Origin of the sequence: Nostoc flagelliforme FACHB-838 (assembly GCF_014698065.1) — a bacterium.
In the GTDB taxonomy this organism is placed as follows: Bacteria; Cyanobacteriota; Cyanobacteriia; order Cyanobacteriales; family Nostocaceae; genus Nostoc; species Nostoc flagelliforme_B.
The window spans coordinates 1-24,180 of sequence record NZ_JACJSI010000092.1 but is presented as its reverse complement, the minus strand read 5'-3'; the positions used below and the strand labels follow the sequence as shown (position 1 = coordinate 24,180).

Sequence of the window (24,180 nt, the reverse complement as noted above, 5' to 3'; positions counted from 1 at the left end):
AATTTGAGGCTTGCCATTTTCTGTTTGGGGATTTATTAGGAAATCTTTCCAAGCTGGTGGCACTGCCGCTGGATTTTGACAAATTATAGGTAAGCAAACTGCACAAGGATATTGATCTTCAATGCCATGTAGCTTTTCCCTTGCTTCTCGTACTGCTAAGTACATAGACTCGCCACTAGAAAATTTTCTGAGGAAATTCTTTAAAAATTCTTGTGCCACTAAGTCTTGCACTGGCTCACGCATGACGATGATTTGTGGAATATGCAAATCTTCCAGTTGAGATGCTAGTCCTAAACCATCACAGGAATTAAAAATAGCTAACTGCAATCCTTGGCTTACAGCTTTTTTAAGAGCATACTTGAGCTGCTCAATTGTTAAGCAATCCGTTTCATTAATATAGATATTACCGCTCTTGCCATCCTCCAAGCTTTCACTATGACCTGCAAAAAACAAGATATCCCAGTCTTGTTTCCAAAGTTGTTCATTTAACTGGCTACGCTGTGGTTCTACCAGAAAAGTTGTTTCTGCATCTGGTAACATCTCCAATAGCTCTCGATCTTTGTCAATCAAGATTCCTTCACTATTACCTAAAATTGCTAAGATTTTTACTTGACCGACAATAGTAGTTGTCTTTGGTTTTGGCAGATATTCATACTCTGGGGCGCTCAAAGCAACTTCTGCTTTTTGGTAATCCTCAAGAAAATCCCATAAATGCCACGGAAGACGACGCAGCCAAGTGTCACTGGTTTTGATTAGTATGCGGACTGTATCATCTAACGTTAGCTGTTTAAGTAATTTCTCCTTCACTGGACGAAACGAGTTACAGTTAAGCCAACTATTCATTCGCTCACTTAACTTCTCATTTAACTCGCGGCATTTGTTAAGATGCTCATTAAGAGAAGTTCCGACATGAATGTTCACCGGTGTAATGCGGAAATTTGATAAACTGCGATAGGTTGTTCGCCAAAGCTGATAATCTGCAATTATCTCTGGCTTTAATGGCAGATAGCCTTGAACTTCTACACTGGCGCGATCGCCTTCTGCCCCAATCTCCAGTGTGACTTTTACTCCCTCATTTAAATTACCATCTAGCTTCAAGACAACTAACTTCTGCATGGCTAGCAATCGGCAAGTGTATGCTTAAATAACAAAGTACTCAGTGATATTAATATCTCCCAATTCCAAGTTAACGCTAAAATGCTCTCCTATTTGAACATTAAACTTTAATGTTACATGAGTACTACCACGACCAGCACGCGTTTCCATAACAGTAATTCCTTTCTCATCTAGCACTTTGACAATGAGATTATTGGGTAAGTAGGCTTGCTCACCCGATGGATACATTTGCAATTTCAGTTGGATTTCTACCGAATTTTTGGGAGTAAGTGTGACAACTAGTGCCAGCGATTGTCCAGGGAGTTCTATCCCCATGTCAATCAGCTTACCTCGCGTCACTCCGTTTCGATAACGAAAAGCTAATTGTGGTGTTTTTGGGGCTAGAATTTCTGATATCGGCTGCCAACCTGCATCAATTATATTTTGCAACCAATAGCTCAAATTGACTTCCATCGCCTTACTTTCAAGTGAATCGAGATATGCAAGTAAGTCCTCAATAGTCTGTAACTCGTTAAACAAAAGTTCACCAGCTTTTACTGCTTTAGCGAACCCAATTAGAGTTGCAATTTGATGCTCTATGTCTAGCTCAACTACAACTACGCCGATTCTGTCATCCGGGACTTCTGGTGGAATATAGCAGAGATTACCAAAGCTTACGGGGCGACATTCTAAGTGACCCAATCCACTCAACTTCAGGTCTGCTACATCTGCATAATAACGCATGGCACAATTCCAACTATCGCTGGTCCTTGGATCTGTGGGAATGTTCATCATTTCCATGTAATCATTTACCGCACAGACAGCCAAAGTATTAAGATATACCTGCTTTTTCTTTTCTGGTGTTGCCTGTTCATCAGCAAAAAAGCGTGCTATTTTTAGCGCTGCTTGGGTAATAGCAACGGGAATGGATTTTTCTTCTAAGTTTTTAGTGCTATGAATCATAAGTCTCCTTCCGCTTTCTAGATAACCTTCTATAATAGATATCTCTGCCTTAATGCCCAATTTCGTGATACCCTTGCCTGAGAGCAAAATTTCGTAAGCGTGGTAAGCATTCACGTTTATAAAAATTGGGTGCAGTTGATGGGGGTAAGTCGAATTCCTTAGCGATGTTTTTCCAGGGAGTTTCTGGAGGCAGGCGTCGCAGAATCAATATTTGGCAAGTTACATCAGGTCGTCCTTTAACATGAGTACTGGCTAAGTCATTATCTGGATCTGTAAAAGCCCATTGGTAAGTCTCTTCTAAAATTGGTGGAATATCGGTTGCTGCTGGCAAGCTTTCTACCGTGTTAGTTGTATTTTCAACTTCCAAGCTAGATAGGGGAACAGTCTTAGCTTGAATTTCGGTTTCTCTAGAGCGAAAATCTTGCAGTCGCCACTTGAGACAATTGTCGAGCCAGGTGATTACACTACAACTCTCTGGGTTATACTGCTCTGGGTTTCGGCAGAAATATAACCAAGTTTGTTGCAGAGCATCATTATAGTAAGCTGTGTTCTCTTTCCATAGTTTGCCCGATTTCATCACAACTCTAACTATCTCACTAAGTTTTTGCCGCCGCATCAAACTCTTTGCTGGATAGGAACAGGCTTCGGCAACCAGATGCTTGAGTTGTTGGTTTAGATTACTTACCGCGTGAACGTTTTTCATAGAGGATCTCCTGGTAAATGCTTGCAGAAGTAGTCTATTAGTTCGCTTTCGTGACGAAAGCGGGGTAAAGGGTAAGGGGGGGGAAAGGGTTTAAATCCCCCTTACCCTTTCCTCTTTTCCCAGTTCTCACAAGCGCATTTTGGGGTTGGCAGACTACTAGAGATGCCTCTGACTGTTTAGTTTTCTAATAAACGAATCCATAACTTGATGTTTAATACCTGGATTAGTAGAGCTTATTATCTAGTTATCAGACTTAACTTCAAGTTTTTCGCGGAATTCGGAAAAAATTTTCCGGGCGTTGCAGAATAGAAATATGGATCGCAGGGTCAGAGATTTGCTCTCTGCGAAAAAAGTAGTTGATACCCTGCCAGAAGAACTGAGGGCGCATATCACCAAGCCATCCCAGTCCCGTCTCCTAAATCATTCATTACTAATATAAAGTTTTGTAAATAATGTAAATTCCCACGAAAAATTTGATTTTTAAATTGATAACACAATAGGAGCATAAGTAATCCTCTTTTGTCACTTTGGAAAAATCCAATAGCTTAAACGGTTAGGGGGCTTTAGTTTCCACTTTTTGTCTATAAATTTTAGTTTCTATTAAAAAACAAAGCCTCAAATCCTGATGAAATCAAAGTCTTAAAATTTAGCTTCGATTTTTGTTTTCCAAGAGTGATATGAAATATCTTGTTAGGAGTTTAAAGTGTTGTTACCTCAAGAGAAAACGAATAGTAATAATCCGGGTACATTTAGTAGTAAATATTTAACCTCCTTTCAACGCAAACTACTACAAACTAGCCTAGGAAAGGATTTACCTGCATCGTATTATCAGCGTATCCAAATTATGTTGCTAGCTGATGAAGGAAAATCTCAAACTGAAATTTGTCAAACTTTGGGATGTTGTGCAGCAACAGTAAGGCATTGGACACATATAGCCCGAGCTGGGATGGCGCATCAATGGCAAGATTGCCCCATTGGTCGCCCGAAGGCTGCGAATGATCGGTATTTAGAGCGTTTGAAGGAATTAATTAATAGTAGTCCCCGCGATCATGGCTATGCTTTTCAACGATGGACAGCTAACTGGCTTGGGAAACATTTAGCAAAAGAATTTGAGATTGAGGTAAGCGATCGCCATCTCAAACGACTGCTCAAACAGATGGGATTATCCACAATATTAAAACCCAGCAATTCTGAAGCAAACAGCAGTGAGCAGGCTAAAGGTTCCAAAATTTTGATTGGTGATCTCAAATCGGCAGTTATTCCAGATGATTCCGAATTTTTACCTATTAACTTTGCCAAATTAGAAAAACCTTTAGACATTCATGGCGCAAGATATATCCGCTCAGTTAATAACTCTGCAACAGTTCAACAATACTCTGGGTTATTCTCTTTCGCCAGAGGAATTTCAACACTGTCTTCAACAAGTTAAATTTATCAACCCGAAAGTCGGCAAGTTTTGGCAAGGAACTGAAGTCCAACCAGGAGGAATCTATATTGCGATCACTGGCAAGGTCAGGTTGCTCTCTAGCGCCGATGAGTTAATCGCTACTTTAGAGGCGGGAGGCTCATTTGGAGAATTTACCTTATTCCCAGATGCACAATTTCAACCTTATACCGCCAGAGCCTCGGTAAATTTACAACTGTGCTTTGTTCCAGGTGAAGTGTTGTGGCCATTGATGGCTAAATATCCCCAAATTCGGGAGCATTTGTGGGCTAAGGCGCTATCTCGTAACCCCCAACAGGTGGACTCAGATAACCCTTCAGTACTGCCATCTGACTCCAAACGGCTGTACGAAACAAAGATTTTGTCAACGCTAGCAGTAAAGCCACGCGAGAAAAAGATTAGCAAAGCCTATTTTCCCAACTCCACACAGCGAGTAGGGCATTTATTACAGCGTGTGATTCGGCGCTATCCGTTTTTTGCTCAACAAAGTGGATCGGATTGTGGTGCAGCTTGTTTAGTGATGGTGTCTCGCTATTGGGGGAAAAATTTTAGTGTCAATCGCCTGCGGGATATCGCCAATGTTGACCGCAATGGCTCATCACTACGGGGGTTATCGGCGGCGGCGGAAAGTATTGGGTTTTCCACGCGACCTGTGAAAGCGAGTCTTGACCAATTAGCAAAGCAAAAATTGCCTGCGATCGCTCACTGGGAAGGCAAACATTACATCGCTGTCTACGAAATTACCCCTAAACACGTCATTGTAGCCGACCCCGCTATTGGGCAACGCAGCCTCAGCCACGCCGAATTTAAAGCCAACTGGACTGGCTATACACTGCTGCTGCAACCGACAGCCATGCTAAAAGATACCAAAGAGAGTTCTACTCCTTTTTGGCAATTCTTTGAATTGATGAAGCCTCACTCTTTAGTGATGCTGGAAGTGTTTATTGCTTCCTTATTTATCCAGATATTTGGACTTGTTACTCCCTTATTTACCCAGTTAATTTTAGACCGAGTGGTAGTGCAGCGCTCTGAACTAACCTTAACGGCAGTGGGGTTAGGGTTACTGATTTTTAGTTTATTCCGTGTGGCGATGACAGGGTTGCGGCAATATCTGTTAGATCACACGGCGAATAAACTCGATTTAGCACTGATTGTGGGATTTATTCGCCATACTCTGCGCTTGCCCTTGAGTTACTTTGAGTCCCGTTATGTGGGGGATATTATCTCTCGTGTACAGGAAAACCGCAAAATTCAACGTTTCCTCTCTGGTGAGGCGTTGTCCATCCTGCTGGATTTAGTCACTGTCTTTATCTATTTAGGATTGATGTTTTGGTACAGTTGGAAAATGGCGTTGTTGGTATTGGTGATTGTACCGCCTTTTTTCCTGCTGGCATTGATTGCTACACCTTTTTTACAAAAGATTTCTAGAGAAATATTTAATGCTGTTGCTAATGAAAGCAGCTATCTGATTGAAGTCCTTTCTGGTGTGCGAACAGTTAAATCCACAGCAGTGGAACAGACAGTGCGTTGGCATTGGGAAGAGTTATTAAGTAAGGAAGTCAAAACTAACTTTTCTGGGCAAATTATCAGCAATCGCCTGCAAATATTCAGTAACACCATTGAAGCAGTGGTAACTACTATCTTGCTATGGTTTGGGGCATACCAAGTAATTCACAACCAGTTAACCATTGGGCAATTGGTAGCATTTAATTTGTTGCTGGGAAATATTATTAGACCCTTCCAACGATTAACAGTTTTGTGGAATCAATTACAAGAAGTAGTGATTGCAGTGGAACGGATTAATGATGTGTTGGATGCGGAACCAGAAGAGGATTTACAACATCAGGCGCGGCAATCTTTACCACCGATTCAAGGTAACATTCGCTTTGACAACGTGACGTTTCGTTATCACCCTGAAGGCGATATCAATATTTTAGAAAATCTCAGTTTTGAAATACAAAGCGGGCAAATGGTTGCTTTGGTCGGACGGAGTGGTTCGGGGAAAACCACAATTTCTAAGCTGGTTTTGGGGTTATATCCGCCTACAGATGGCAAAGTGTTGATTGATGGGCAGGATATTACCAGTCTTTCGTTGCGTTCTCTACGTGAGCAGGTTGGAGTAGTTGACCAAGATACCTTTTTGTTTGGCGGAACGATTCGGGAAAATATTAGCTTGGCACATCCTGGGGCAACTTTAGCAGAGATTATTGAGGCGGCGCGATTGGCGGGTGCTGATGAGTTTATTAAAAAGCTACCTATGGGTTATGAAACCCAAATTGGTGAAGGAGGGGGGATGTTGTCTGGAGGACAGCGACAAAGAATTGCGATCGCTAAAGCGTTGTTAGGCAATCCCAAACTGTTGGTTTTGGATGAAGCGACTTCCCATCTGGATGCAGAGTCAGAAAGGATTATTCAGACGAATTTAAACACAATTCTCAAAGGCAGAACCACCTTAGTAATTGCCCATCGCCTTTCAACTGTGCGTCATGCAGATTTGATTTTAGTCCTGGATCGTGGCGTGTTGATTGAGAGTGGTACTCACAAAGAATTGATGGCGAAGCGGGGACATTATTTTTATCTTAATCATCAGCAGTTGGATGTTGCGGGGTGAAACAAGAGGAAAAGTAGGAAGCTTTTCTTGTCTTTCCACCCCTAAAATCCAAAATCCAAATTTGATATCAGGAAAAACCATGCCAAACACATTGAATGGAAGGGTTCAAACCCAAATTTATGAGGTAGAACAACGTGAGGAAGTTTTAAGTGAGCAAACACCAGCTAGATCAACTGATGATTGGGCTTACGCGACCAAAGATTTACTTGATAGCTTGCCCCAAGTTTGGACAAGGGGATTGCTGTATTTTTTAGTGGTGTTCGTGTCGATCATTTTACCTTGGGCGATGTTATCTAAGGTAGATGAAACTGGTACGGCAAGAGGGCGACTTGAGCCAAAGGGAAAAACAGTTAGGCTGGATGCGGCTGTGGCAGGTACTGTTGCCGAAATTCGGGTAAAAGAAGGCGATTCAGTTAAAGCTGGGCAAACTTTATTGGTATTGGAATCAGAATTAGTTAAGGCGGAATTGCGGCAGGCACAGGATAAGTTGGAGGGACAATTAAATCGACTTTCTCAATTAAATTCATCTAAAAGTCAGTTAGTTGTATCACTAACAACGCAACAGCAACAGAATCAATCTCAACAGTTAGAAAAGCAGGCTCAAATTGATCAAGCGCGACAGAATATGAATGCTCTTAGGAATTCATACGACTTACAAAAAGACGAAAAATTAGCTCAAGTCAATCAGGCACGACAAACTTTTGAGCATAGTCAAACTGCTAATAAGTTAGTAAACAGTAGCTTGGTGAGTACCGAGCGGGAAGTTGAACGCTATCGCAGTCTTTGGCAGTCAGGGGTTGTTCCAGAAATTAATGTTGTCCAGAAACAAGATATAGCTAAGGATAAGCAACAGTTATATGAACAAAATCAGTCAGATATTCAGCAGGCTAAACTACGTTTGGTAGAACAACAAAGTAGTTATGAGCAGACTATACGGCAAGCAAATGCAGATATTGAACAGGCACAGTTGCGACTGAAAGAACAGGAAAGGAGTTATCAAACCTTAACTCGTTCCAGCAAGCTGGCTCTGCTAAAAATCGACGAACAACAGAAGAATTTAGAGACAGAAATTACTACGCTTCAGGCAGAAATTGCTCAAACTAAGAGTCAGATCGTCTCATTAAAGTTTCAGTTAGGACAACGAGAGTTAAGAGCCACCGTGAATGGTAGAGTGTTTCAATTACCGATACAACGGGCTGGGTCTGTGGTGCAGCCCGGAGCAATGATTGCGGAGATTGCACCCCAAGGTTCACCTTTAATAATTCGGGCGCAAATGGCGACAACTGAGAGTGGTTTTTTGCGAAGAGGATTGCCAGTCAAGTTTAAATTTGATGCTTATCCGTTTCAGGATTATGGCGTATTGGAAGGAGAATTGTTAGAGATTTCTCCTACTACCATAGAAGTGGATACACCTAATGGGAAAGTAGCAGCATATGACTTGGAAATTGCCCTAAAAGAAAATTGTATTCCCTCGGCTAATAAGTGTATTGCTCTGCATCCTGGAGATACGGCGACGGCTGAGGTAATTGTGCGTCAGCGTCGGATTATTGATTTTCTGCTTGATCCGTTTAAGCAGTTGCAGCAGGGTGGGTTGAAATTGTAGGGATTTCAGTGTATTTCTTGTTCCTACGCAGAGCGTATAAATGCGTTCTTGAGAGCCTTAACCTCCTGAAATCTATAGATGCTAGATTTCACGTTTAATTTCTTTTACCTAATTAGGAAAAATATCATGTCACAACCTATCACTATTACTAATGAAGACATTCTTTCCCAAGTTAAGCTATCCTGCAAAATTCCTGAGATAATCAAAGGAACTGTTACTCACAAAGTTATTACAAATGCCGCAGCCAAGGCGGGTATAAAAGTAGAGACTGAAGAATTACAAAAAGCAGCAGACCAATTACGGTTAATGAACAAACTCAATAGTGCTAATGATACATGGACGTGGCTAGAAAAACATAGTCTATCTCTAGAGGAGTTTGAAGAAATTATCTACAGCACCGTTATTTCTGGGAAGTTAGCTACTCATTTATTTGCAGATAAAGTTGAACCCTATTTTTTTGAAAATCAACTAGATTATGCTGCTGTGATCATGTATGAGGTTGTCCTAGATGATGAAGACTTGGCGATAGAACTCTTCTATGCCATCAAAGAAGGTGAGATGAGTTTTTATGATGTTGCTCACAAATATATCCAAGATACGGAATTACGCCGAAAAGGGGGATATCGGGGAATAGTCAAGCGCAAGGAGTTGAAACCAGAGATTTCAACAAATGTCTTTGCTGCCACGCTCCCGCAGCTTCTCAAACCCATCATAGCCTCTAAAGGAGTACACCTGATTTTGGTTGAGGAAATTATTAAACCACAATTGGAGCCTAAGCTACGCCTTAAAATTATTACAGATTTGTTTGCTGGATGGGTCAAACAACAAGTCGAGCAATTTGAAGTTGTTATACAGCTTCACTCGGGTATCCAAAATGCCTAATTCTATAGTTTGACTTATACTGTAGACCAGGCTAATTCTAATTTTGGGAAATAAAATTGAATTACTTGTTTGGGTACAAGTAATTCAATTTGCTTGACTTACTAAAATTGTTAACTTCAGTCGTTGCTGACTGAGGTTAAGTGATTGCTCAATATTCTTCAGAATGATAATAGTAGCTTATTTCTGATTACACTATTCGTCTCTGTTTAGCTCATAAATTGCGCTACCTCCCAGTATTAAACCAGTACCCAATGGTGGATTGACAATACTTACGCCAATCCCAACAACTGTCACTACAGCTCCAACTATTCTACCGAAAAGACTACCACCATTGATATCTAGGAGTTCTTCGTCAGTAAGTTCATATAGCAGTCCAGGCTCAGAGGGATTAAGGTCAGTAATTTGAATACGAGTCATTAGAGTATCTCCTAAGTAAAGTTCTTTCAGTTGAGATTAGACTTGGAATTGCCTCTTTCCATTAACATAATCTGTTATTTCATCTATTATTTCAAGGTTAAAATCAATAGATTTAGTACCAAAAATAAGGCAATTATATGTTGATTTGTATCAAATTTCCTGCACTATTTATCCGGAAACAAAAATATTCTAGTTATTTGGATAAGGCTCCTTATTTTTGATGATTTATAGAAAATATTTATGTCCTTTTTCCTTCTTTATTGCTTACCTTAATACAAATTATAAAAAACAATGAAAAATCAGCCCAAGAATCCTCTTAGACTGAACGATAAAAATTTAGGGCTATTTCATTCTGGTGGTAGCAGCAAACCCCATGCTATCCGCTACAATTTATCTCACTCAGGTGAGACGTGCTGCAAACTGCGCGATAGCGCGGGAGCGCCCGCCGTAGGTGATCGCAAAGATAGCCGCTACAAAGTGCATTAGCTTCTCTTAAATCTGTTCTGGGTCAATCTCAGTCGGTCGCAAACGCTCTGCTAACCGTTCTGCTCGCTTCTTGAGCCAACTCTTTCTCCCGTCGCTCCTTTTGTACTTCGGTGAAAATGCAGTTTCCCTGACCGTCATACCAACGAAGCCATTGTTGATTTTTGCCTCGATACTCTCCACATAGTCCTAAACTCAACTTCAAGGTTGGTATCCATCTAGCAGCTTGTCGGAGAACCCCATTTAGAGACCATTTATAAAGTAAATCTTTAGACGGCTAGACGACGTAGCATAATTCGAGTCATAACGGCATATATGGCAGCCTCACTCATTTCAGTCAGACGTTCATAATCCTTACTCAGACGATGGTACTGGTTAAACCAGCCAAATGTTCTTTTTACTACCCACCGCTTGGGCAAAACTTCAAACTCTTTATTAGTACGACGCATGACTTCAACATAAGCTTGAATCATCAACAAAACAGCCAGCGCAAACTTATCACCGTCATAGCCTGAGTCAACCCAGATGACTTCAACTTTTTCTAATAACTCTGGCCGTTCCTCCAGCAATTCCATCAAAGCATACGCTGCAAGCACTCTTTCACCAGCATTGCCCTCACTCACAACCACTTTGAGCAATAGTTCCAGGCTATGAACTATTGTTTGCCCTTTTCTTCCCTTAACTAGCTTTCTACCGTCAAAGCCATATACACCCCCCTTTTTTCAGTCGTTTTTACCGACTGACTATCTGCCGCGATGCCTACGGCGAGCTTCGCTAACGCTGTTGGTTGTGTTAACCTACCTAATTTTTCCCTCAGTTTGTCACGTAGTGTATGGTTTAATTCTTCCCAAATTCCGTATTTTTGCCATTTGCGATAATAGCTGTAAACCGTTGAACTTGGTGGAAAGTCTCCTGGTAGCATGTCCCATTGACATCCCGTTTTCAACGGTAATCTAACTATATTCTAATTGCATTCTTCATTGGCCTATTTCAAAATGAATAAAAAATCAACCCAAGATAAATCTTAAGTTGAAGAAAAATAAGGTATATTCTATGTTAAATCTCGCTTGCGGGATTGCTAGCATCAGTTAATGTGCTAAAAAGCGATAAAAGGCGGGAGCTGCGGACTTAGGACTACGCTGAGAATAAATGTATTACCGGTGAGAATAGGTTTAATAGTTCCAATACCACCGTTAATCACATTCATATCCTCATCTGTCAGATCATTCAAAAAACTTTCATAATCTAGGAACAAATCAGCACCAACAAACTGTAAGTTAGAGATTGCAATGCTAGCCATTAGGGAATTCCCTCTTAAGTAAATTTGTTTCAGTTGGGATTTGACTTAGAATTGCCTTCTCCCATTATCAGAATAGGTTACTTACCTATTATTTCAATGTTTACATCATTAAATACTGTGCCATAAATAATGCATTTATATGCTAGTTAATTATCAAATTTACTTTGCTAATTTCCTGAAAATAAAATATTATATTTATTTGGATAAAGTACCTAATTTTTGATTACATATATAAAATGTTTATGACCTTTTTTCTTTTTCACTGCTTACTTAATTTCTAAAAATTAGAAAAACCAATAAAAAATCAACCCAAGAATCCTCTTAGACTGAACGATAAAAATTTAGGGCTATTTCATTCTGGTGGTAGCAGCAAACCCCATGCTATTCGCTACAATCTGTCTGACCCAGGTGAGATGTGCTGCAAACTATGCGATCGCTTTCCACAGCCTCTACAAAGTTGCTATCCAAACTCTAGGCTGATCAATATCTCTTTATGAGTTTGATATACTCATATTGTACTTATCAAGCTTGTTCCTAGTTATGAGGTAACATGACCAGGCCGATTTCATCTAATCCAGAAACATTAGAAACCAAGCGACAGAACTTCAACATTACTCTAGAACAAGAAGCAAAACTCAACTAGCTACGTGATGCGATCACAGCTCCTAATACCAAAGAAACAATTCTGCGCTCCATCGACCTAATGGTTACTCTCAAGCGCTAGATGCGTCCAGGCACTCAACATAACAGTGTATTACAGCGACATACACGACAATTCAGTGCCGATAAATTACAGAATATACGACGAAGAGGAGAGAAAAGCAAAGAACGATTATTTTTGAGAGATGCTAATTGAGGTGATTGATTGGGGTGTAAAACCAAGACTAGTGACAGGAGATAGTTGGTACTCAGCAGTAGAAAACCTAAATAAGAAAGCCTGCATTTTAATATATTAGAATGCAGGCTTGTATTGACAAAAACTGCCACAAGTAAATTAAGTTTTTTAGAGGAAGTTTATCCGTTTAAAAAACCAATGGACATACATAGCCTTGATTCTCAAAAACCATATAGGCTTGCTATAATCCCCAGGAATGCTATAGGGATATCAAAATACCAATATCAACAGTGGCTATATGGAATGAGATAAAGAATCCCCCCGACAAATTGGTCATTTCTTCATTTGTAATGTCATTGAGAAAGCTTTCAGAATCTTGGAATAGGTTAGCACCGACGGTATGTAGGTCAGAGATTGCAATGTTAGCCATTTTGAAATGTACTCCTAAGTCAATTTGTGTTGGTTGGAATTAAACTTTTAATCGTCTCCTTCCACTACTATAATCTGTTATTTAATCTATTATTTCAATGTTTACATTACTAAAAAATGTGCCATAAACAATGTATTTATATGCCAGTTAATTTCCCAATTTACTCCGCTAATTTTCCGAAAACAAAAATATTATATTTATTTGAATAAAGTATCTTATTTCTGATAATATATATAAAACATTTATGACCTTTTTCCTTTTTCACTGCTTACTTATTTTCTAAAAATTAGAAAAACTAATAAAAAATCAGCCCAAGAATCCTCTTAGACTGAACGATAAAAATTTAGAACTATTTCATTCTGGCAGCAGCAGCAAACCCCATGCTATTCGTTAGAATCTGTCTCACTCAAGTGAAATGTGCCACAAAGTGCGCGATCGCTTTCCACAGCCGCTCTTGCATCTGCTCTCTCGTCAATCTCTGAGACTGGCAAACACTCTGCGTTGGCATCCAAACTCTAGTCTGCTCAACAGATATTAAATGGTTGCATTGCTAAAAATGCGTAGGCAAAGCCCGTCGTAGACATTGCATCAATTATGTCAATTTGATGAGTCTGATATACTCATATTGTATTTACCAAACTGATTCCTAGTTATGAAGTAACATGACCACACCGATATCATCTAATTCAGAAGCAGCACAACTTTAATAACATTACTCTAGAACAAGAAGCAAAACTCAACTAGCTACGTGATGCGATCACAGCTCCTAATACCAAAGAAACAATCCTGCGTTCCATCGATCTAATGGTCATGCTCAAGCGCCAGATGCGTGCAGGCACTCAACTATTTCTCCACACAAGGGAAGGACTTGTCCGGCTACTTATACCAGAACTTGAATCTCCCCAAATAGGCGACTGGCAGTATTTGGTGGAACATACTCACCTTTGGCGGCGGCAACTTTATATCAAAGGACGAAAACTACTTGGAGCTTGCTGAAAAAGTCATAAAAAGCAATCTAAAGGATTGACTAGTTATTTAAGCAAGGCCAAAGATAAGTTTTTGTTGCCTATAGTTAGCAAAAATATAACCCTTGATTAAACCTAGCTAATCAGTTTATTCCCCTAAACAAATGGAACTACTAATAAATATCTTCTGAATTGGCATTAAGATATGAACGATGTAATTCGATTCCCGAAGAAGAAAATTGTTTACAGATAGCCTGCATCCGTCCCTCAATTGAGTTATCTTCTTGATACCAAGCTGTTAACAACCCATTTGCTACAATCTGACAGCGATTCATGCCAAAACTTTCTTGAACAGCAAATTTTTGGTCTGGTTCTTCTGCCAACCCCAATCCTAGTGCTAGTTGTTTGGTAAATAAAGGGATTTCTAACTTAAAATGCAATTGGTGTTCTTGATAAACAGTTTTTAATACTTGCCTAACAACTTCATAGTCTCTCTTGTCAAAGTAAAGCACCCCTGAATCGTAGCGTTGGTATTCTTTGGGGTTATACAAAACCTTAAAACTGAAAGGAATTGCCAACTCATTCAGTGCTTGTGTTAAACTCCCCATCACCACCACAGCACCTTCAGGGGTTACATTGATATAAATTCGTACAGTTACAGGCTGAGTTTTCACATCTTCAATACGATCGAAGCCTGCATTGCCAACGGCCATGTAAAATCCATTTTGTACTCGATTCTTTGGCATCCGAATAGCGGCAAAATCACCTACCACTACTGCTACTTCAGTAGGTTGAAGATGCTTATTCCGTTGAATATGTAGCCTCAAACCGCCTTTAGTTACGGCTAAACTACCATCACTTTCTTCTCTCAAAACAGACCAACCAGAGTCAAAGTAGCCTTCTCCAAAATTACTTTCATGTAATTGCTTATAAAACCCTACATCTACCCCTAAAACAGTATTATTCTCCAAATCTAAGCGCAAACCATTTCCCTCCCCATCTAGTGCCAACGTACTTTGCATAGAACCGTTGTAATAGATACCGTAAAGAAAAGTCCGCAATTGCAGACTCAGATATTTCTGTTGCATCTGGGTTGGCATCTTTTGAAAACGTTCAACTGCCTCAGATGGTAATTCCAAAGGTTTGTAATCTGGATGGTGAATGGAGAAATCAGATTTTATCTCAATTTTTTGAACAATATCTTGCAGAACATCCAGTAATTGCCCAGTTAAACCAGTCTCTAGGTGAGTTTGAGGAGAATTTAATAATTGCATAACTACTTTAGTAATAACAAAATAATTTAAACAGCAGAACTACTCAGGTGAGTTAATTCAACAGCAGCAACACCAAAAATTGTTGGCATCGATTGTACAGGACGGCTTAATAAGGTCTTAGCAACCTGAAGCATAGCAATTCCCATATTGCCAAAGGATTTTTGGTACTGGATCATCGCCTGAATCTGTTGAATCAAAGCAAAACCGATAAATTGTACCACCCGCTGCAAGAAATCAGGGCGATGTTCTAGAATATCTGGAAAAGTGTTTAAATAAGCTTGGGTTAACGTACCAATTGAAGGTTGAAGTAGTTCTAAAGGTGTTATTGCCAAACGTAGAGACTCTTCAATACTTAAAGAATTACTGATAACCAAGCTCCCTAGCCAGATTTGTACATAGCTGCCAATAAGTGTTGCCAAATCAAAAGCTGGATCTCCCCAAGACGAGCGTTCCCAATCAATTAGCCGGACAATATTGTTACTGGAATCCTGCCAATCTTTGTACAGAAGAATATTATTTAGTTTCAAATCATTGTGGGTGAAACAAGAGGGCGTTACAGCATTGCCCAACTCAGCGATCGCCTGCCCCAAGCTATCATAACGTTGATATAGAGCAAAAAACTTTAACCCATCCCCAGGAATTAGACCAAAAATTTCTGGTTCAATCCGTTCTAATCTCCGAACTAAATGTGATACTTGACCAGCCATTAAATTATCTGAATTTTTAGAAAAGAATTCTTGATATTCTTGGCGGTTGTAAGTATCACGATGGATAGTCCCTAAAATATTACCAATTGCGGTAGCGATTTCTGTAGGGAAGCTATTATCCTTGGTGTAGAAATCCATTAAATCTCGATAATCATCTAGATATCTGAAAACAATAATAGAATTCTCGGCATCAAAATGCAGTACTTCTGGTAAAAATGAACAGTAGTTGCCAAGGTTTGGAAATCTTTGTAAAAACTCTTGAATTCGCCACTCACTTAAAAATTCACCAGCCGCTTCACCTTCGTTATTGTGTCGTTCCTGCTTAACCAGAATTTTGCAACCATCTGCAAAAGATACTAATAAGTTAAAGTTTTTGGCTGCAACTAGCTCTACCTTATTAAGAGGTTGCTCTGACTGATTACATAAATCATTATCAGCTAAATAATCAAAAACATTATGAGAGTTTAATAGAAATGTCATAAGCTATGAAGGTAACAACATGTTTTTAACTTGAACCACCACTACAAAGTTCAGCAATTTCGCAAGTATTCTAGAAACCCCATAAATGTTGGTTCCTTTGCTCATACCAGCCCCCAGATTGAACCATAATTCCTCTGTTTCTTCAATGATTATTCAGAATGATCTCAAATATTGCCTCGTGTATAGGCTGAAGTAGGCAGTGAGGGGTAAACTTTGTTCGCAGCATCTGCTTCAATGCCCAAAGCAGACAAAACAGCCCAGCAGTGCATCCCTGCCAAAAAACCAAGCATTCCTCCCCGCAACAACCACTCATAGAGGCCGTAAATAATCAATATTCCCAGGCTGAACTCCTACCCTCTCTCACTTTGCTTTTAAGTCAGCAATTAGCTGAGAACAGATGGATCGCACGAAACCATTCCACAGGTTGTAAAATCAAGCTTTGCTACTTGACCACCGATGATACCTTTTGCTTCTTCCTCAGAAAATGCCAATAGAGGCTCTTTTGCATTTGAAACTTGGTTTCGTCGTGCAAATGCATTTTGCACGCCTCCTGAAATCAAGTCAGTAATTTCAATTTGACTGTTGAACTTTCTTTGATTGATATCCACAGACATAATCCTCTCCTTTCATAACTCTTAAGGACATTTGGTAACGCTGCTTAACTAGCACTTGGTGTCGCCACTGCACGCATTAGTTCAGACGGGTTGTAGTTATCAGTGATCGTTTGCGGACAACGCATACAAGCTGCTTTGCCTTCTTGCAGCCACCACCGACAATCTCGCCGGATGGAACAGGGTGGCAGTTCCTCTACTACCGCAGGCAACTGGTCTACGATTCGCTGTGCCAGACGACAATCTTTGCCATCAAAATGCTGACAACCTTTAGTCGCGCAGGGTGCAGCTGTACGAAAGATTTCAGTGGGTGTAACTGGGCTAGCCTTTGCCATCAGCTCATCTGTGACAGGTAATGCCTGCTTTAGATAAGCTACACGGGGTTCTGTTACCGTTCCACTAATTAAACCGAAAACAATACTATCCTTCCACTCTGGTTTAGCACTGGGACAAAGCGTAGTTTTATTAGCAGCAATGTCTTCCATCAATTGAGCCTCCAGCAAAGGGCATCTTTTGCATTTGAGGGCTGACAACTAAGCATTTGAAATTAACCCTAAAAGGCCACCAACATAAATAAGCAGATTAAAATCACCTGCAATGCTTTCTGTTTCCTCATCAGACAAAGCTGGCAAAGCATCTTGAGAATCTATAAAGTGGTTCCGTCGTGCCACCGCATTGTTCACGACATCACCAATCAAGTCATTAATTCCAACTTGACCTTTGTAATTACTTTGGTTTCTGTCCATTTTAATTTGTCATAGGGGTTATGATTTAAAACTAAGCAGCATAATTGCTTAATCTGCTGTTAACATTCTAAGCAATAGGAAAGTTATTCCCTCTGTTTTTGAATTTTTTAATTAGGTCATAACTAAAGGTTTTTTGTCCCCAAAATATGACAATTTTTCAAAGAAATTATTAACAAAGTTTAGTTATAATCCCTGCGTACCATGCTGCGTTTACTCAAGCATCTACACCATAGAACATCTAACTAAATTTCAATAAATAACTGAAACATTTATGTCTGGAAAATCTTCCAGAGTGTGGATGCCATGTTTTTCCAACAAGGGAATGGCTTATAGAACCCATTTGATATCTTTTTTAGCTGGCAGCTAGTCTTTTGAGCATCAATCTGATAAAACAAAGCTTGAGCTTGGCATTGGCACGAGCGAGTGCAATACTGTTCGGTTAAGGAAAGAAAGTAGGCTGAAACACGAACCTAAAAGAGCGATCGCCCCCATAGAATCAGGAGGCAATCGCTTTCTCATCAGTTCACATTCCGAAACTTAGCAGCACGCAAAGACTGAGTTTTCGCTGCAACCACAGGACTACTAGCCTGTCGTGCGGTTGATGCCCATTCCCTCATCCGAGAAACCGCCACCGCATCCTGAATTGCAAGCGGGGTAATGGTTTGACGACAGGCTTCGAGGTCAGCAAGTGTTACCTGCTGCGGTCTATCCTCATCGAATGCCAGCAGAGCAGCTTCCGAAGCAAGGGTTTCCAGTTCTGCACCGGAGAATTTCGCGGTCGAAGCTGCGATCGCCTCCAAATACTCCGATTCCAGGTGAATGCCAAAGCGTTGTAGATGAATCCCTAGAATCTGTACACGCTCTGGTTCTGTAGGCAGATCAACAAAGAAATTTTCATCGAAGCGGCCTTTCCGTTTTAGTTCACTTGGTAACGCAGATGGGTCATTGCAAGTTGCCACGACAAACACGCCACACTGGGATTCAGACATGAATGTAAGGATATTGCCCAGAATCCTCTGTGAGACTCCACTAGTGTCACCAGTCCCCGAAAGTGCTTTCTCGATTTCGTCAATCCACAGGACGCAGGGTGCGATCGCCTCGGCAGTTTTCAAAGCCCGTCTGACATTCCCCTCAGACTCCCCGACCAGACTGCCCAAGAGGGATGCAATGTCTAGCTGTAGGAGTGGTAAATTGAGAATATTAGCGATGTTTTTAGCTGAGTGACTTTTTCCCGTACCCGGTGGGCCAGCCAGCAACACACCTTTGGGTTGGGGTAAGCTAAGACTTCGCGCCTCTTGTGTGAATAGTCGCCGCCGCCGAGTCAGCCACTCGCGCAGTAGATCCAAACCGCCAAAAGGAATAGTAGCTGGCTTACCCAACTCGATACCCATTTGAGAGAGTAGCCGAGTTTTGTACTCGACGGCTTTGGGGATAAAATCAGCGTCAACGAGGGCACCATCATTAGTTAAGTTTTCTTTGACTGTTAACCGAAGGAAGTCGCTAATCTCCTCCAGGGTTAATCCCAGGGCAGCACGAGAAAGAGTTTCAAATTCAGCATTTTCTAGCGTAATAGTGAAAGTTAATTCTTGCTCTCTAGCAGACTTTTGTAGGTCATGCAAATAAGAAGTGATATGCTCAAGTATTTGGTCAATACTAGGTAAAGGAACTTCACAATAAGGAATCAATCTGACTAAGGATTCGTGTAGTTGTATGTTCTGACCCAACAAGACAATGCGTTTATCTGTGGGTTTTAACCTGTGGTAAAGGTTTTTAACTTTGGATAAAATCTCCCAACTCAATTGGGGTGAGTTTTTAGCAAGAAAGGAGTGAATATCTCCGAGGATAAATACACCATTTCCGCTAAAATTCGCAATGTAATCAAACACATATAATAATGGGTCAGCGTGTTGTGGTTTTTTATACTCTGCAACTGGTTTAAACACTAATCCCCCATCTGCTGCGATTAAACATTGCTCCAAGGTTGATACTCCCAGATTCCAGAAGAACACTGGACATGAAAGCTTATTGTTAGCTTCAGCAGTCAGCCACTGAATAATCGTCGCTTCATCAGGAGATAGGACATCAACCGCAGCGATAGGGATTTGTGAATCGAGTGTGGAGAGCAGATTTGAAAGTTTCATTATTTTTCAATTTGATAAGGAACTGGAGCTAGTTCATCGTGAGTATTAACAAGTCTCACGACTACTTCATAGGCTTCGGCATCGCCGTCAAAAACCTCTGCTGTACCGTTGTTCTCTTGGTAGGCAATTGCGGTAACTATGGCATTCAACAGCACACATAGTCCTTCAGTATTTGCTTTGATGATCACGGAAAAAGCGTGGTTTTTGCTGGGCGTAAACGTGGATGAAAGGATACTCTTTAGGTAGGTACATAAATTTCTTGGGGGAACCCAATCGTCGCGATTCCCCTTTTCCCTGATTTACTGCCGTAAGCGAATAGAGTGGGTTGAAGTTATCCGAAGTTGTTGGGTTTGGGCTTCGTCCTTGTAAATGCGATCGCTCTCGCTGACAACTCCAAGTGCTTCTTCAAAGGGTTGTGTAGCCGATAAACAAGTCACTCCCTCGAACCCCTTTGCCTCCACTCGAACTTCACCTGTAGCATTGTCAAAATGAATCAAAACTGAACGTTCCATGTTTATCTCCTTACATATTGTTGAACTTCTTGATGTCCGGCAAAAGTCAGCCGTAAAGTTTGCACACTTCCGTTAGTTGATTCAGCGATCGCGCATTCACCAAACTGCTCTTGTAACTCGACAGCTTTAGCTCTTACCATCCGTTGTCCATAAGCCAGCATCAACTTGTTACTAAAGAAGTCTTGCCCTAACTTCGGAACTGTTTCATAACTGTCGTGTATTACCTCGTACACACCGCTTGACTGATTCCACTTGAATCCGATGTCTGCACGGGCTTTTATGGTGTGGCCAGATACGATAATTTCAGCGCTTTGTCCTTGAGAGCCACCGTAGTATCCTTTTAGTGGCTGTGCTGTTTCGTGAACTTGCGGTGATAGGTTTAGATCCGTAAGTGCAAAAATAAGACATTCACGGTTAGCAAGCTTAGTTTTAACTGTTGAGAAATGTGACATGAGAATTTTGTTCCTATAGTAGTAGAAGTGCGGTATTCTTTTGAGGTGTATATGCATTTATTGTTTAAGATGCTAGTCTTGAGCGAATCCACACTCGCCCAAGACTGGTTTCTTTACCTAAACTTAAATGACATCACGGTAGCTTTCGATAAGCCCACCTCACCAGTCGCAAGTGATTGCAGATTGCGTTGTTCATCTAACAACTTGGTGCGGATAGAATCTATCTTTTGTTGCAATTGACTACGCCCCTCACTACCAATATTCTTTGACTCAATCGCCGGATCATTAACGATAGAATCTAAGTGCGCCATCATCGCCTCCAAGCTACTGCCAGCCTCCGGGTCAGCATTCGCTAGTAGTACCTGAACCTTCATCAGATGGCGTTGCATTTTCTTTTTAAATTGGATTGGTTTGCGTCCTGGCTTCCAGTCACTCAATTCTTCGAGCAACTGGGCGGCGAGTTGTTCACCACCAGCTAGGGCAGATTCCCGCAGCCTTTGCTCCAGATTTTGGTCATACTGTTGGATGAACTTGGTAATCTGGTCAAGACATTCGGCTTGCTGCTGGTTCAGTTGTTCGGACAATGCCGGGATAATCACCGGACGACCAATAACGACTTGCAAATAGTCTTCGAGATCGGTCAGAGTCGGGAATGCTCTTAACAAGTTGGCTTTGACTGACTCTTGCTTATCCTGTGCTAATTCCCAAGTATTAAGTGAGAGGAACTGGTCAATGCGCTCTTGATAATCAAGAAGTCCCGCTTCGTAATCAGCTTTTAATTGATTACGCAGTCCAGGGGCGATATTATCTCTGATATTGATTAACTGATTCCAAACGAGTGGAGCTAAATCAATTGGACAAATCCAATCATTTCCAATTCGCAATTCGCAATTCGCAATTCGCAATTAATACCTTAAGCATGAATGCGCTTGCTCTGAATATTGATACTACTTGTTTTTTCATAACTGAAATTAATTGCTCTGCGCCTAAATGAATCAATTATTAATTACTTCCATAATTGCGAATTGCGAACTGCGAATTGCGAATTGCTACGACATCCATTCTTGAACTGAAGCAATCTCTTGACGCAATTGGGCAGCAGCTTCATCCAACTTCTTGAATACCTTAATACCACGCAAACCAACTTCAGAATTTGTAACTTTAACGAGGTCTGATTCAATTTCAGAAACTTCAGCTTTTAGCACATCTGCCCATTTAGGAGCGGCAGACTTTGTACTTTTCTTTAGTTGAATACGGAAGCGAATGCGAGTTTTATTTAACTGTGAGAAATTGTGGCGCTCGACTACTGCATCAGTCAGGAAATTCGCAGCAATAGTGTTGTCGATTGCTTGTACCATTATTATTGACCTCAATCATTATTTTTCACTTTCGATTAAGCGAAGCTTTCTTTGTGGTGATTTCTCAAGAGAGCGAATGTCTGTAGTAGCTCTACAGATTACTTTTGTAGAGCCATTTTGTAGTCGGATATGTCTTTTAATGACTGGTGGTTTATGTATTGACATGGCTTAAAATAGCTGAAGTTGCTGTGAATTATCCTGTACCGTAGGCTTCTCATAGACCATACCTTCGACTTCATAACATCGAGTCATGAGTTTGTTTCGGTTTAGCCGAAAGCTGGCTTTTTTTCTTTGATTTGGCAGAGGTACAAATAGATACTGTGGATGTTGGATAGTACCTTCATCACCCAAGTATCGAGAAAGCGTACCGTCGATTTGGTAAACTTTTGAGGAGCTTAAAAGCGTTGAGTCGTAGACTTTAATCAAATTTAATTCCATCTGATTACTATTGAAGTAGAGTGTGTGATAATCTTTTGTGGAATCGATTTTTCTCTCCAGTCAGATTTAATCAGTTTGACTGGAGAGTTTTTCACAGATAATCTGATTTAATTTTTCCTTTGATTCATCTGACAGAGCATTAAAATCAAACTCTTTGGAGTCCCAAACTTCATCAATACTTGTAGACTCATCAACAATATTTGCAATCAAACAAGATTCATCGTCGTAGTTCCAGCCATTTGCTAAAAGCCACGGTAGAACCCCGTCAGATTGCAATACGGTTCAGTTAAGGCTGAAAATCGTGTAAATTAAGCATTGTCCCAAGAATGAAAATGAGCGTGTGGTGCATCTCAAAGATTTCTTATTGGTGTCTCCAGATATACAAAGTAGTGACGTACTGAAAGCAATCGAGACAGCGATTCCAGCTTTTGCCATCGAACAGGCGATCGCTAATACCAAAACCGAAGAGGAACGCAGGCGATCGTTACCAGCACAATTAGTGGTTAGTCTGGTAATAGCAATGAGTCTTTGGTCTAAAGACTCGATGCGTGATGTACTGAAAAACTTGATTGATGGACTAAGTGAATCATGGGTTAAGGTTGGTAAATATTGGCGAGTACCTTGTAAGTCAGCCATTACACAAGCCCGACAGCGATTAGGTGCAAGGGTAATGAGCCAATTATTTCATCAGTTAATACGACCAATGGCGACACAGGAGACATTAGGAGCGTTTCTTAATGGGCTAAGAATTGTAGTCATTGATGGTACTTGTTTCGATGTCCCAGACAGCGATGAAAATGCAAGAGTTTTTGGTCGCCCCAGTAGTCGTCCAGGTACACAAGCAGCATTTCCCAAAGTTAGATTAGTCATATTAGTAGAAGCAGGAACGCATTTAATCTTTGATGCTTTAATGTGTCCATATCGCATCGGAGAACGAGTGCGGGCATTGAAATTATTACGCTCTGTACAATCAGGAATGTTATTGATGTGGGATAGGGGATTGCATTCATATGCAATGGTAAAGACAACAGTGTCTAAGGGATGTGACTATTTAGGAAGAATTCCTGCTAATGTGAAATTTCTTGCAGAACAACCTTTAGAAGACGGCTCTTACCTGTCATATATTTATCCATCGGGCAAGCTTAGAAAAAAAGGTTGTCAACCAATACTGCTACGAGTGATTGAATACACAATTGAACATCCAGAAAACCCTACTGAACAACTTACATATCGCTTGATTACAAGCCTATTAGATATTGAAAAATTTCCTGCCGAGTTGTTAGCCAGAGAGTATCATCAGCGTTGGGAAGTAGAAAATACAATTGATGAATTGAAGTAAACGTTCACAGGAGTTATCCTGCTACTGTAAAAAATAAGTACACGTAAATGGTAGATTAAGAGGCATGAATGAAAACTGCCTCGCCTACGGAATCGAAATTTCCGACTTAGATTGGGAAAAGACTCCAGCCATTGTCAAAGAACTGGTGGAGAAAATGGGGCAGCACATCAAGCAATCGGAAAAAGAGTTAACTGACTTAAAAGCCCAGCAGCAAGAGCTTTTAGAAAAAATTAATCGCACCTCAAAAAATTCATCATCTCCGCCCTCATTAGATCCACCCAATGCCGAAAAGCATCCAGGAAAGAAGAAGAGTGGTAAAAAGCGAGGGGGACAGCCAGGACATCAAAGATGGGAAAAATTTCTCTACTCCGAATCAGAGTGTGCGGAGATA

27 protein-coding genes and 5 pseudogenes are annotated in these 24,180 nt (G+C 40.7%); 9 read left to right on the top strand and 23 right to left on the bottom strand.

Features of this window, described 5'->3' with window-relative positions:
• The 3 genes from H6G97_RS28625 to H6G97_RS28615 form a co-directional block, all read right to left on the bottom strand.
• The coding region (locus H6G97_RS28625) for a CHAT domain-containing protein (RefSeq protein ID WP_190943934.1) at window positions 1-1,116 on the bottom strand (1,116 nt) is incomplete at its 3' end.
• Between the two features lie 24 nt (window positions 1,117-1,140).
• Complete coding sequence (locus H6G97_RS28620; protein WP_190943933.1) at window positions 1,141-2,058, bottom strand: DUF1822 family protein; 918 nt, start codon at window positions 2,056-2,058, stop codon at window positions 1,141-1,143.
• A 49-nt stretch (window positions 2,059-2,107) separates the two neighbouring features.
• Complete coding sequence (locus H6G97_RS28615; RefSeq protein ID WP_190943932.1) at window positions 2,108-2,761, bottom strand: sigma-70 family RNA polymerase sigma factor; 654 nt, start codon at window positions 2,759-2,761, stop codon at window positions 2,108-2,110.
• Window positions 2,762-3,464: 703 nt separating this feature from the next.
• Here H6G97_RS28615 and H6G97_RS28610 point away from each other — a divergent pair.
• The 4 genes from H6G97_RS28610 (at window position 3,465) to H6G97_RS28595 (ending at window position 9,301) form a co-directional block, all read left to right on the top strand.
• Window positions 3,465-4,190 carry a helix-turn-helix domain-containing protein gene (locus H6G97_RS28610; protein ID WP_338421858.1) on the top strand — a complete coding sequence of 242 codons (726 nt, stop codon included), beginning with the start codon at window positions 3,465-3,467 and terminating at the stop codon, window positions 4,188-4,190.
• A complete protein-coding gene (locus tag H6G97_RS28605; protein ID WP_190943931.1) occupies window positions 4,084-6,816 on the top strand; it encodes a peptidase domain-containing ABC transporter in 2,733 nt (910 codons plus the stop codon). The genes H6G97_RS28610 and H6G97_RS28605 overlap by 107 nt, the downstream gene beginning before the upstream one ends.
• Before the next feature lie 79 nt (window positions 6,817-6,895).
• Window positions 6,896-8,419 (top strand): beta-barrel domain-containing protein, encoded by a 1,524-nt coding sequence (locus H6G97_RS28600; RefSeq protein WP_190943930.1) that lies wholly within the window; start codon window positions 6,896-6,898, stop codon window positions 8,417-8,419.
• A gap of 126 nt (window positions 8,420-8,545) precedes the next feature.
• A complete protein-coding gene (locus tag H6G97_RS28595) occupies window positions 8,546-9,301 on the top strand; it encodes a peptidylprolyl isomerase (protein WP_190943929.1) in 756 nt (251 codons plus the stop codon).
• A gap of 192 nt (window positions 9,302-9,493) precedes the next feature.
• On the opposite strand, the gene H6G97_RS28590 is transcribed toward H6G97_RS28595, so the two are convergent.
• Window positions 9,494-9,718 (bottom strand): hypothetical protein, encoded by a 225-nt coding sequence (locus H6G97_RS28590; protein WP_190943928.1) that lies wholly within the window; start codon window positions 9,716-9,718, stop codon window positions 9,494-9,496.
• A gap of 291 nt (window positions 9,719-10,009) precedes the next feature.
• Between H6G97_RS28590 and H6G97_RS28585 the strand changes: the two genes are divergently transcribed.
• Window positions 10,010-10,204, top strand: coding sequence for a hypothetical protein (locus tag H6G97_RS28585; protein ID WP_190943927.1), 195 nt, complete (start codon window positions 10,010-10,012; stop codon window positions 10,202-10,204).
• 6 nt (window positions 10,205-10,210) lie between these two features.
• On the opposite strand, the gene H6G97_RS28580 is transcribed toward H6G97_RS28585, so the two are convergent.
• The 3 genes and pseudogenes from H6G97_RS28580 to H6G97_RS28570 all read right to left on the bottom strand — a co-directional run bounded on the left by H6G97_RS28580 (window position 10,211) and on the right by H6G97_RS28570 (window position 11,501).
• A complete protein-coding gene (locus H6G97_RS28580) occupies window positions 10,211-10,384 on the bottom strand; it encodes a hypothetical protein (protein ID WP_190943926.1) in 174 nt (57 codons plus the stop codon).
• A gap of 86 nt (window positions 10,385-10,470) precedes the next feature.
• Window positions 10,471-11,150 (bottom strand): annotated as a pseudogene (locus H6G97_RS28575) (IS5 family transposase); the annotation flags it as partial.
• Between the two features lie 147 nt (window positions 11,151-11,297).
• Window positions 11,298-11,501, bottom strand: a complete 204-nt coding sequence (locus tag H6G97_RS28570) for a hypothetical protein (RefSeq protein ID WP_190943925.1) — start codon at window positions 11,499-11,501, stop codon at window positions 11,298-11,300.
• A gap of 740 nt (window positions 11,502-12,241) precedes the next feature.
• Between H6G97_RS28570 and H6G97_RS28565 the strand changes: the two are divergent.
• Window positions 12,242-12,427: pseudogene (locus H6G97_RS28565) on the top strand (IS701 family transposase); the annotation flags it as partial.
• Between the two features lie 168 nt (window positions 12,428-12,595).
• On the opposite strand, the gene H6G97_RS28560 reads toward H6G97_RS28565, so the two are convergent.
• Together H6G97_RS28560 and H6G97_RS54895 are read right to left on the bottom strand one after the other, a co-directional pair.
• A complete protein-coding gene (locus tag H6G97_RS28560; protein WP_190943924.1) occupies window positions 12,596-12,766 on the bottom strand; it encodes a hypothetical protein in 171 nt (56 codons plus the stop codon).
• Between the two features lie 383 nt (window positions 12,767-13,149).
• Entirely contained in the window at window positions 13,150-13,278 is a 129-nt protein-coding gene (locus H6G97_RS54895) for a hypothetical protein (protein ID WP_277883344.1), read from the bottom strand.
• A 298-nt stretch (window positions 13,279-13,576) separates the two neighbouring features.
• On the opposite strand from H6G97_RS54895, the gene H6G97_RS28555 reads away from it, so the two are divergent.
• Complete coding sequence (locus H6G97_RS28555; RefSeq protein WP_190943923.1) at window positions 13,577-13,762, top strand: hypothetical protein; 186 nt, start codon at window positions 13,577-13,579, stop codon at window positions 13,760-13,762.
• A 142-nt stretch (window positions 13,763-13,904) separates the two neighbouring features.
• Here H6G97_RS28555 and H6G97_RS28550 read toward each other — a convergent pair whose 3' ends face one another.
• The 14 genes and pseudogenes from H6G97_RS28550 to H6G97_RS28485 form a co-directional block, all read right to left on the bottom strand.
• Entirely contained in the window at window positions 13,905-15,005 is a 1,101-nt protein-coding gene (locus H6G97_RS28550; protein WP_190943922.1) for a T3SS effector HopA1 family protein, read from the bottom strand.
• Window positions 15,006-15,031: 26 nt separating this feature from the next.
• Window positions 15,032-16,192 (bottom strand): phosphotransferase family protein, encoded by a 1,161-nt coding sequence (locus tag H6G97_RS28545; RefSeq protein WP_190943921.1) that lies wholly within the window; start codon window positions 16,190-16,192, stop codon window positions 15,032-15,034.
• 164 nt (window positions 16,193-16,356) lie between these two features.
• A complete protein-coding gene (locus H6G97_RS51435) occupies window positions 16,357-16,524 on the bottom strand; it encodes a hypothetical protein (RefSeq protein WP_199349723.1) in 168 nt (55 codons plus the stop codon).
• Window positions 16,525-16,575: 51 nt separating this feature from the next.
• Window positions 16,576-16,806, bottom strand: a complete 231-nt coding sequence (locus tag H6G97_RS28535) for a hypothetical protein (protein WP_190943920.1) — start codon at window positions 16,804-16,806, stop codon at window positions 16,576-16,578.
• A gap of 44 nt (window positions 16,807-16,850) precedes the next feature.
• Complete coding sequence (locus H6G97_RS28530) at window positions 16,851-17,288, bottom strand: nitrogen fixation protein (protein ID WP_190943919.1); 438 nt, start codon at window positions 17,286-17,288, stop codon at window positions 16,851-16,853.
• 48 nt (window positions 17,289-17,336) lie between these two features.
• Window positions 17,337-17,549 carry a hypothetical protein gene (locus H6G97_RS28525; protein WP_190943918.1) on the bottom strand — a complete coding sequence of 71 codons (213 nt, stop codon included), beginning with the start codon at window positions 17,547-17,549 and terminating at the stop codon, window positions 17,337-17,339.
• 518 nt (window positions 17,550-18,067) lie between these two features.
• Complete coding sequence (locus H6G97_RS28520; RefSeq protein WP_190943917.1) at window positions 18,068-19,690, bottom strand: AAA family ATPase; 1,623 nt, start codon at window positions 19,688-19,690, stop codon at window positions 18,068-18,070.
• Window positions 19,690-19,878, bottom strand: coding sequence for a hypothetical protein (locus H6G97_RS28515; protein WP_242055346.1), 189 nt, complete (start codon window positions 19,876-19,878; stop codon window positions 19,690-19,692). Before H6G97_RS28515 ends, H6G97_RS28520 begins: the two co-directional genes overlap by 1 nt.
• A gap of 111 nt (window positions 19,879-19,989) precedes the next feature.
• A complete protein-coding gene (locus tag H6G97_RS28510; protein ID WP_190943916.1) occupies window positions 19,990-20,202 on the bottom strand; it encodes a DUF2997 domain-containing protein in 213 nt (70 codons plus the stop codon).
• 2 nt (window positions 20,203-20,204) lie between these two features.
• Entirely contained in the window at window positions 20,205-20,654 is a 450-nt protein-coding gene (locus H6G97_RS28505) for a DUF1257 domain-containing protein (RefSeq protein ID WP_190943915.1), read from the bottom strand.
• 113 nt (window positions 20,655-20,767) lie between these two features.
• Window positions 20,768-21,526 (bottom strand): annotated as a pseudogene (locus tag H6G97_RS28500) (hypothetical protein); the annotation flags it as partial.
• A 180-nt stretch (window positions 21,527-21,706) separates the two neighbouring features.
• A pseudogene (locus tag H6G97_RS28495) lies at window positions 21,707-22,012 on the bottom strand (hypothetical protein); the annotation flags it as partial.
• Window positions 22,013-22,180: 168 nt separating this feature from the next.
• Window positions 22,181-22,450: a hypothetical protein gene (locus H6G97_RS28490; protein ID WP_190943914.1), complete on the bottom strand. Its 270-nt coding sequence runs from the start codon at window positions 22,448-22,450 to the stop codon at window positions 22,181-22,183.
• Window positions 22,451-22,516: 66 nt separating this feature from the next.
• Window positions 22,517-22,726 carry a hypothetical protein gene (locus H6G97_RS28485; RefSeq protein WP_242055343.1) on the bottom strand — a complete coding sequence of 70 codons (210 nt, stop codon included), beginning with the start codon at window positions 22,724-22,726 and terminating at the stop codon, window positions 22,517-22,519.
• 121 nt (window positions 22,727-22,847) lie between these two features.
• Between H6G97_RS28485 and H6G97_RS28480 the strand changes: the two are divergent.
• Window positions 22,848-23,786 (top strand): annotated as a pseudogene (locus H6G97_RS28480) (IS4 family transposase); the annotation flags it as partial.
• A gap of 67 nt (window positions 23,787-23,853) precedes the next feature.
• The coding region (locus H6G97_RS28475) for a DUF6444 domain-containing protein (protein ID WP_190943913.1) at window positions 23,854-24,180 on the top strand (327 nt) is incomplete at its 3' end.

Bases quoted from the DNA above. Each gene is read 5' to 3' on its own strand.
- H6G97_RS28620 (WP_190943933.1), bottom strand. From the start codon at position 2,058: ATGATTCATAGCACTAAAAACTTAGAAGAAAAATCCATTCCCGTTGCT.
- H6G97_RS28615 (WP_190943932.1), bottom strand. From the start codon at position 2,761: ATGAAAAACGTTCACGCGGTAAGTAATCTAAACCAACAACTCAAGCAT.
- H6G97_RS28605 (WP_190943931.1), top strand. From the start codon at position 4,084: ATGGCGCAAGATATATCCGCTCAGTTAATAACTCTGCAACAGTTCAAC.
- H6G97_RS28600 (WP_190943930.1), top strand. From the start codon at position 6,896: ATGCCAAACACATTGAATGGAAGGGTTCAAACCCAAATTTATGAGGTA.
- H6G97_RS28595 (WP_190943929.1), top strand. From the start codon at position 8,546: ATGTCACAACCTATCACTATTACTAATGAAGACATTCTTTCCCAAGTT.
- H6G97_RS28590 (WP_190943928.1), bottom strand. From the start codon at position 9,718: ATGACTCGTATTCAAATTACTGACCTTAATCCCTCTGAGCCTGGACTG.
- H6G97_RS28585 (WP_190943927.1), top strand. From the start codon at position 10,010: ATGAAAAATCAGCCCAAGAATCCTCTTAGACTGAACGATAAAAATTTA.
- H6G97_RS28570 (WP_190943925.1), bottom strand. From the start codon at position 11,501: ATGGCTAGCATTGCAATCTCTAACTTACAGTTTGTTGGTGCTGATTTG.
- H6G97_RS28560 (WP_190943924.1), bottom strand. From the start codon at position 12,766: ATGGCTAACATTGCAATCTCTGACCTACATACCGTCGGTGCTAACCTA.
- H6G97_RS28555 (WP_190943923.1), top strand. From the start codon at position 13,577: ATGCTCAAGCGCCAGATGCGTGCAGGCACTCAACTATTTCTCCACACA.
- H6G97_RS28550 (WP_190943922.1), bottom strand. From the start codon at position 15,005: ATGCAATTATTAAATTCTCCTCAAACTCACCTAGAGACTGGTTTAACT.
- H6G97_RS28545 (WP_190943921.1), bottom strand. From the start codon at position 16,192: ATGACATTTCTATTAAACTCTCATAATGTTTTTGATTATTTAGCTGAT.
- H6G97_RS28535 (WP_190943920.1), bottom strand. From the start codon at position 16,806: ATGTCTGTGGATATCAATCAAAGAAAGTTCAACAGTCAAATTGAAATT.
- H6G97_RS28530 (WP_190943919.1), bottom strand. From the start codon at position 17,288: ATGGAAGACATTGCTGCTAATAAAACTACGCTTTGTCCCAGTGCTAAA.
- H6G97_RS28525 (WP_190943918.1), bottom strand. From the start codon at position 17,549: ATGGACAGAAACCAAAGTAATTACAAAGGTCAAGTTGGAATTAATGAC.
- H6G97_RS28520 (WP_190943917.1), bottom strand. From the start codon at position 19,690: ATGAAACTTTCAAATCTGCTCTCCACACTCGATTCACAAATCCCTATC.
- H6G97_RS28510 (WP_190943916.1), bottom strand. From the start codon at position 20,202: ATGGAACGTTCAGTTTTGATTCATTTTGACAATGCTACAGGTGAAGTT.
- H6G97_RS28505 (WP_190943915.1), bottom strand. From the start codon at position 20,654: ATGTCACATTTCTCAACAGTTAAAACTAAGCTTGCTAACCGTGAATGT.
- H6G97_RS28490 (WP_190943914.1), bottom strand. From the start codon at position 22,450: ATGGAATTAAATTTGATTAAAGTCTACGACTCAACGCTTTTAAGCTCC.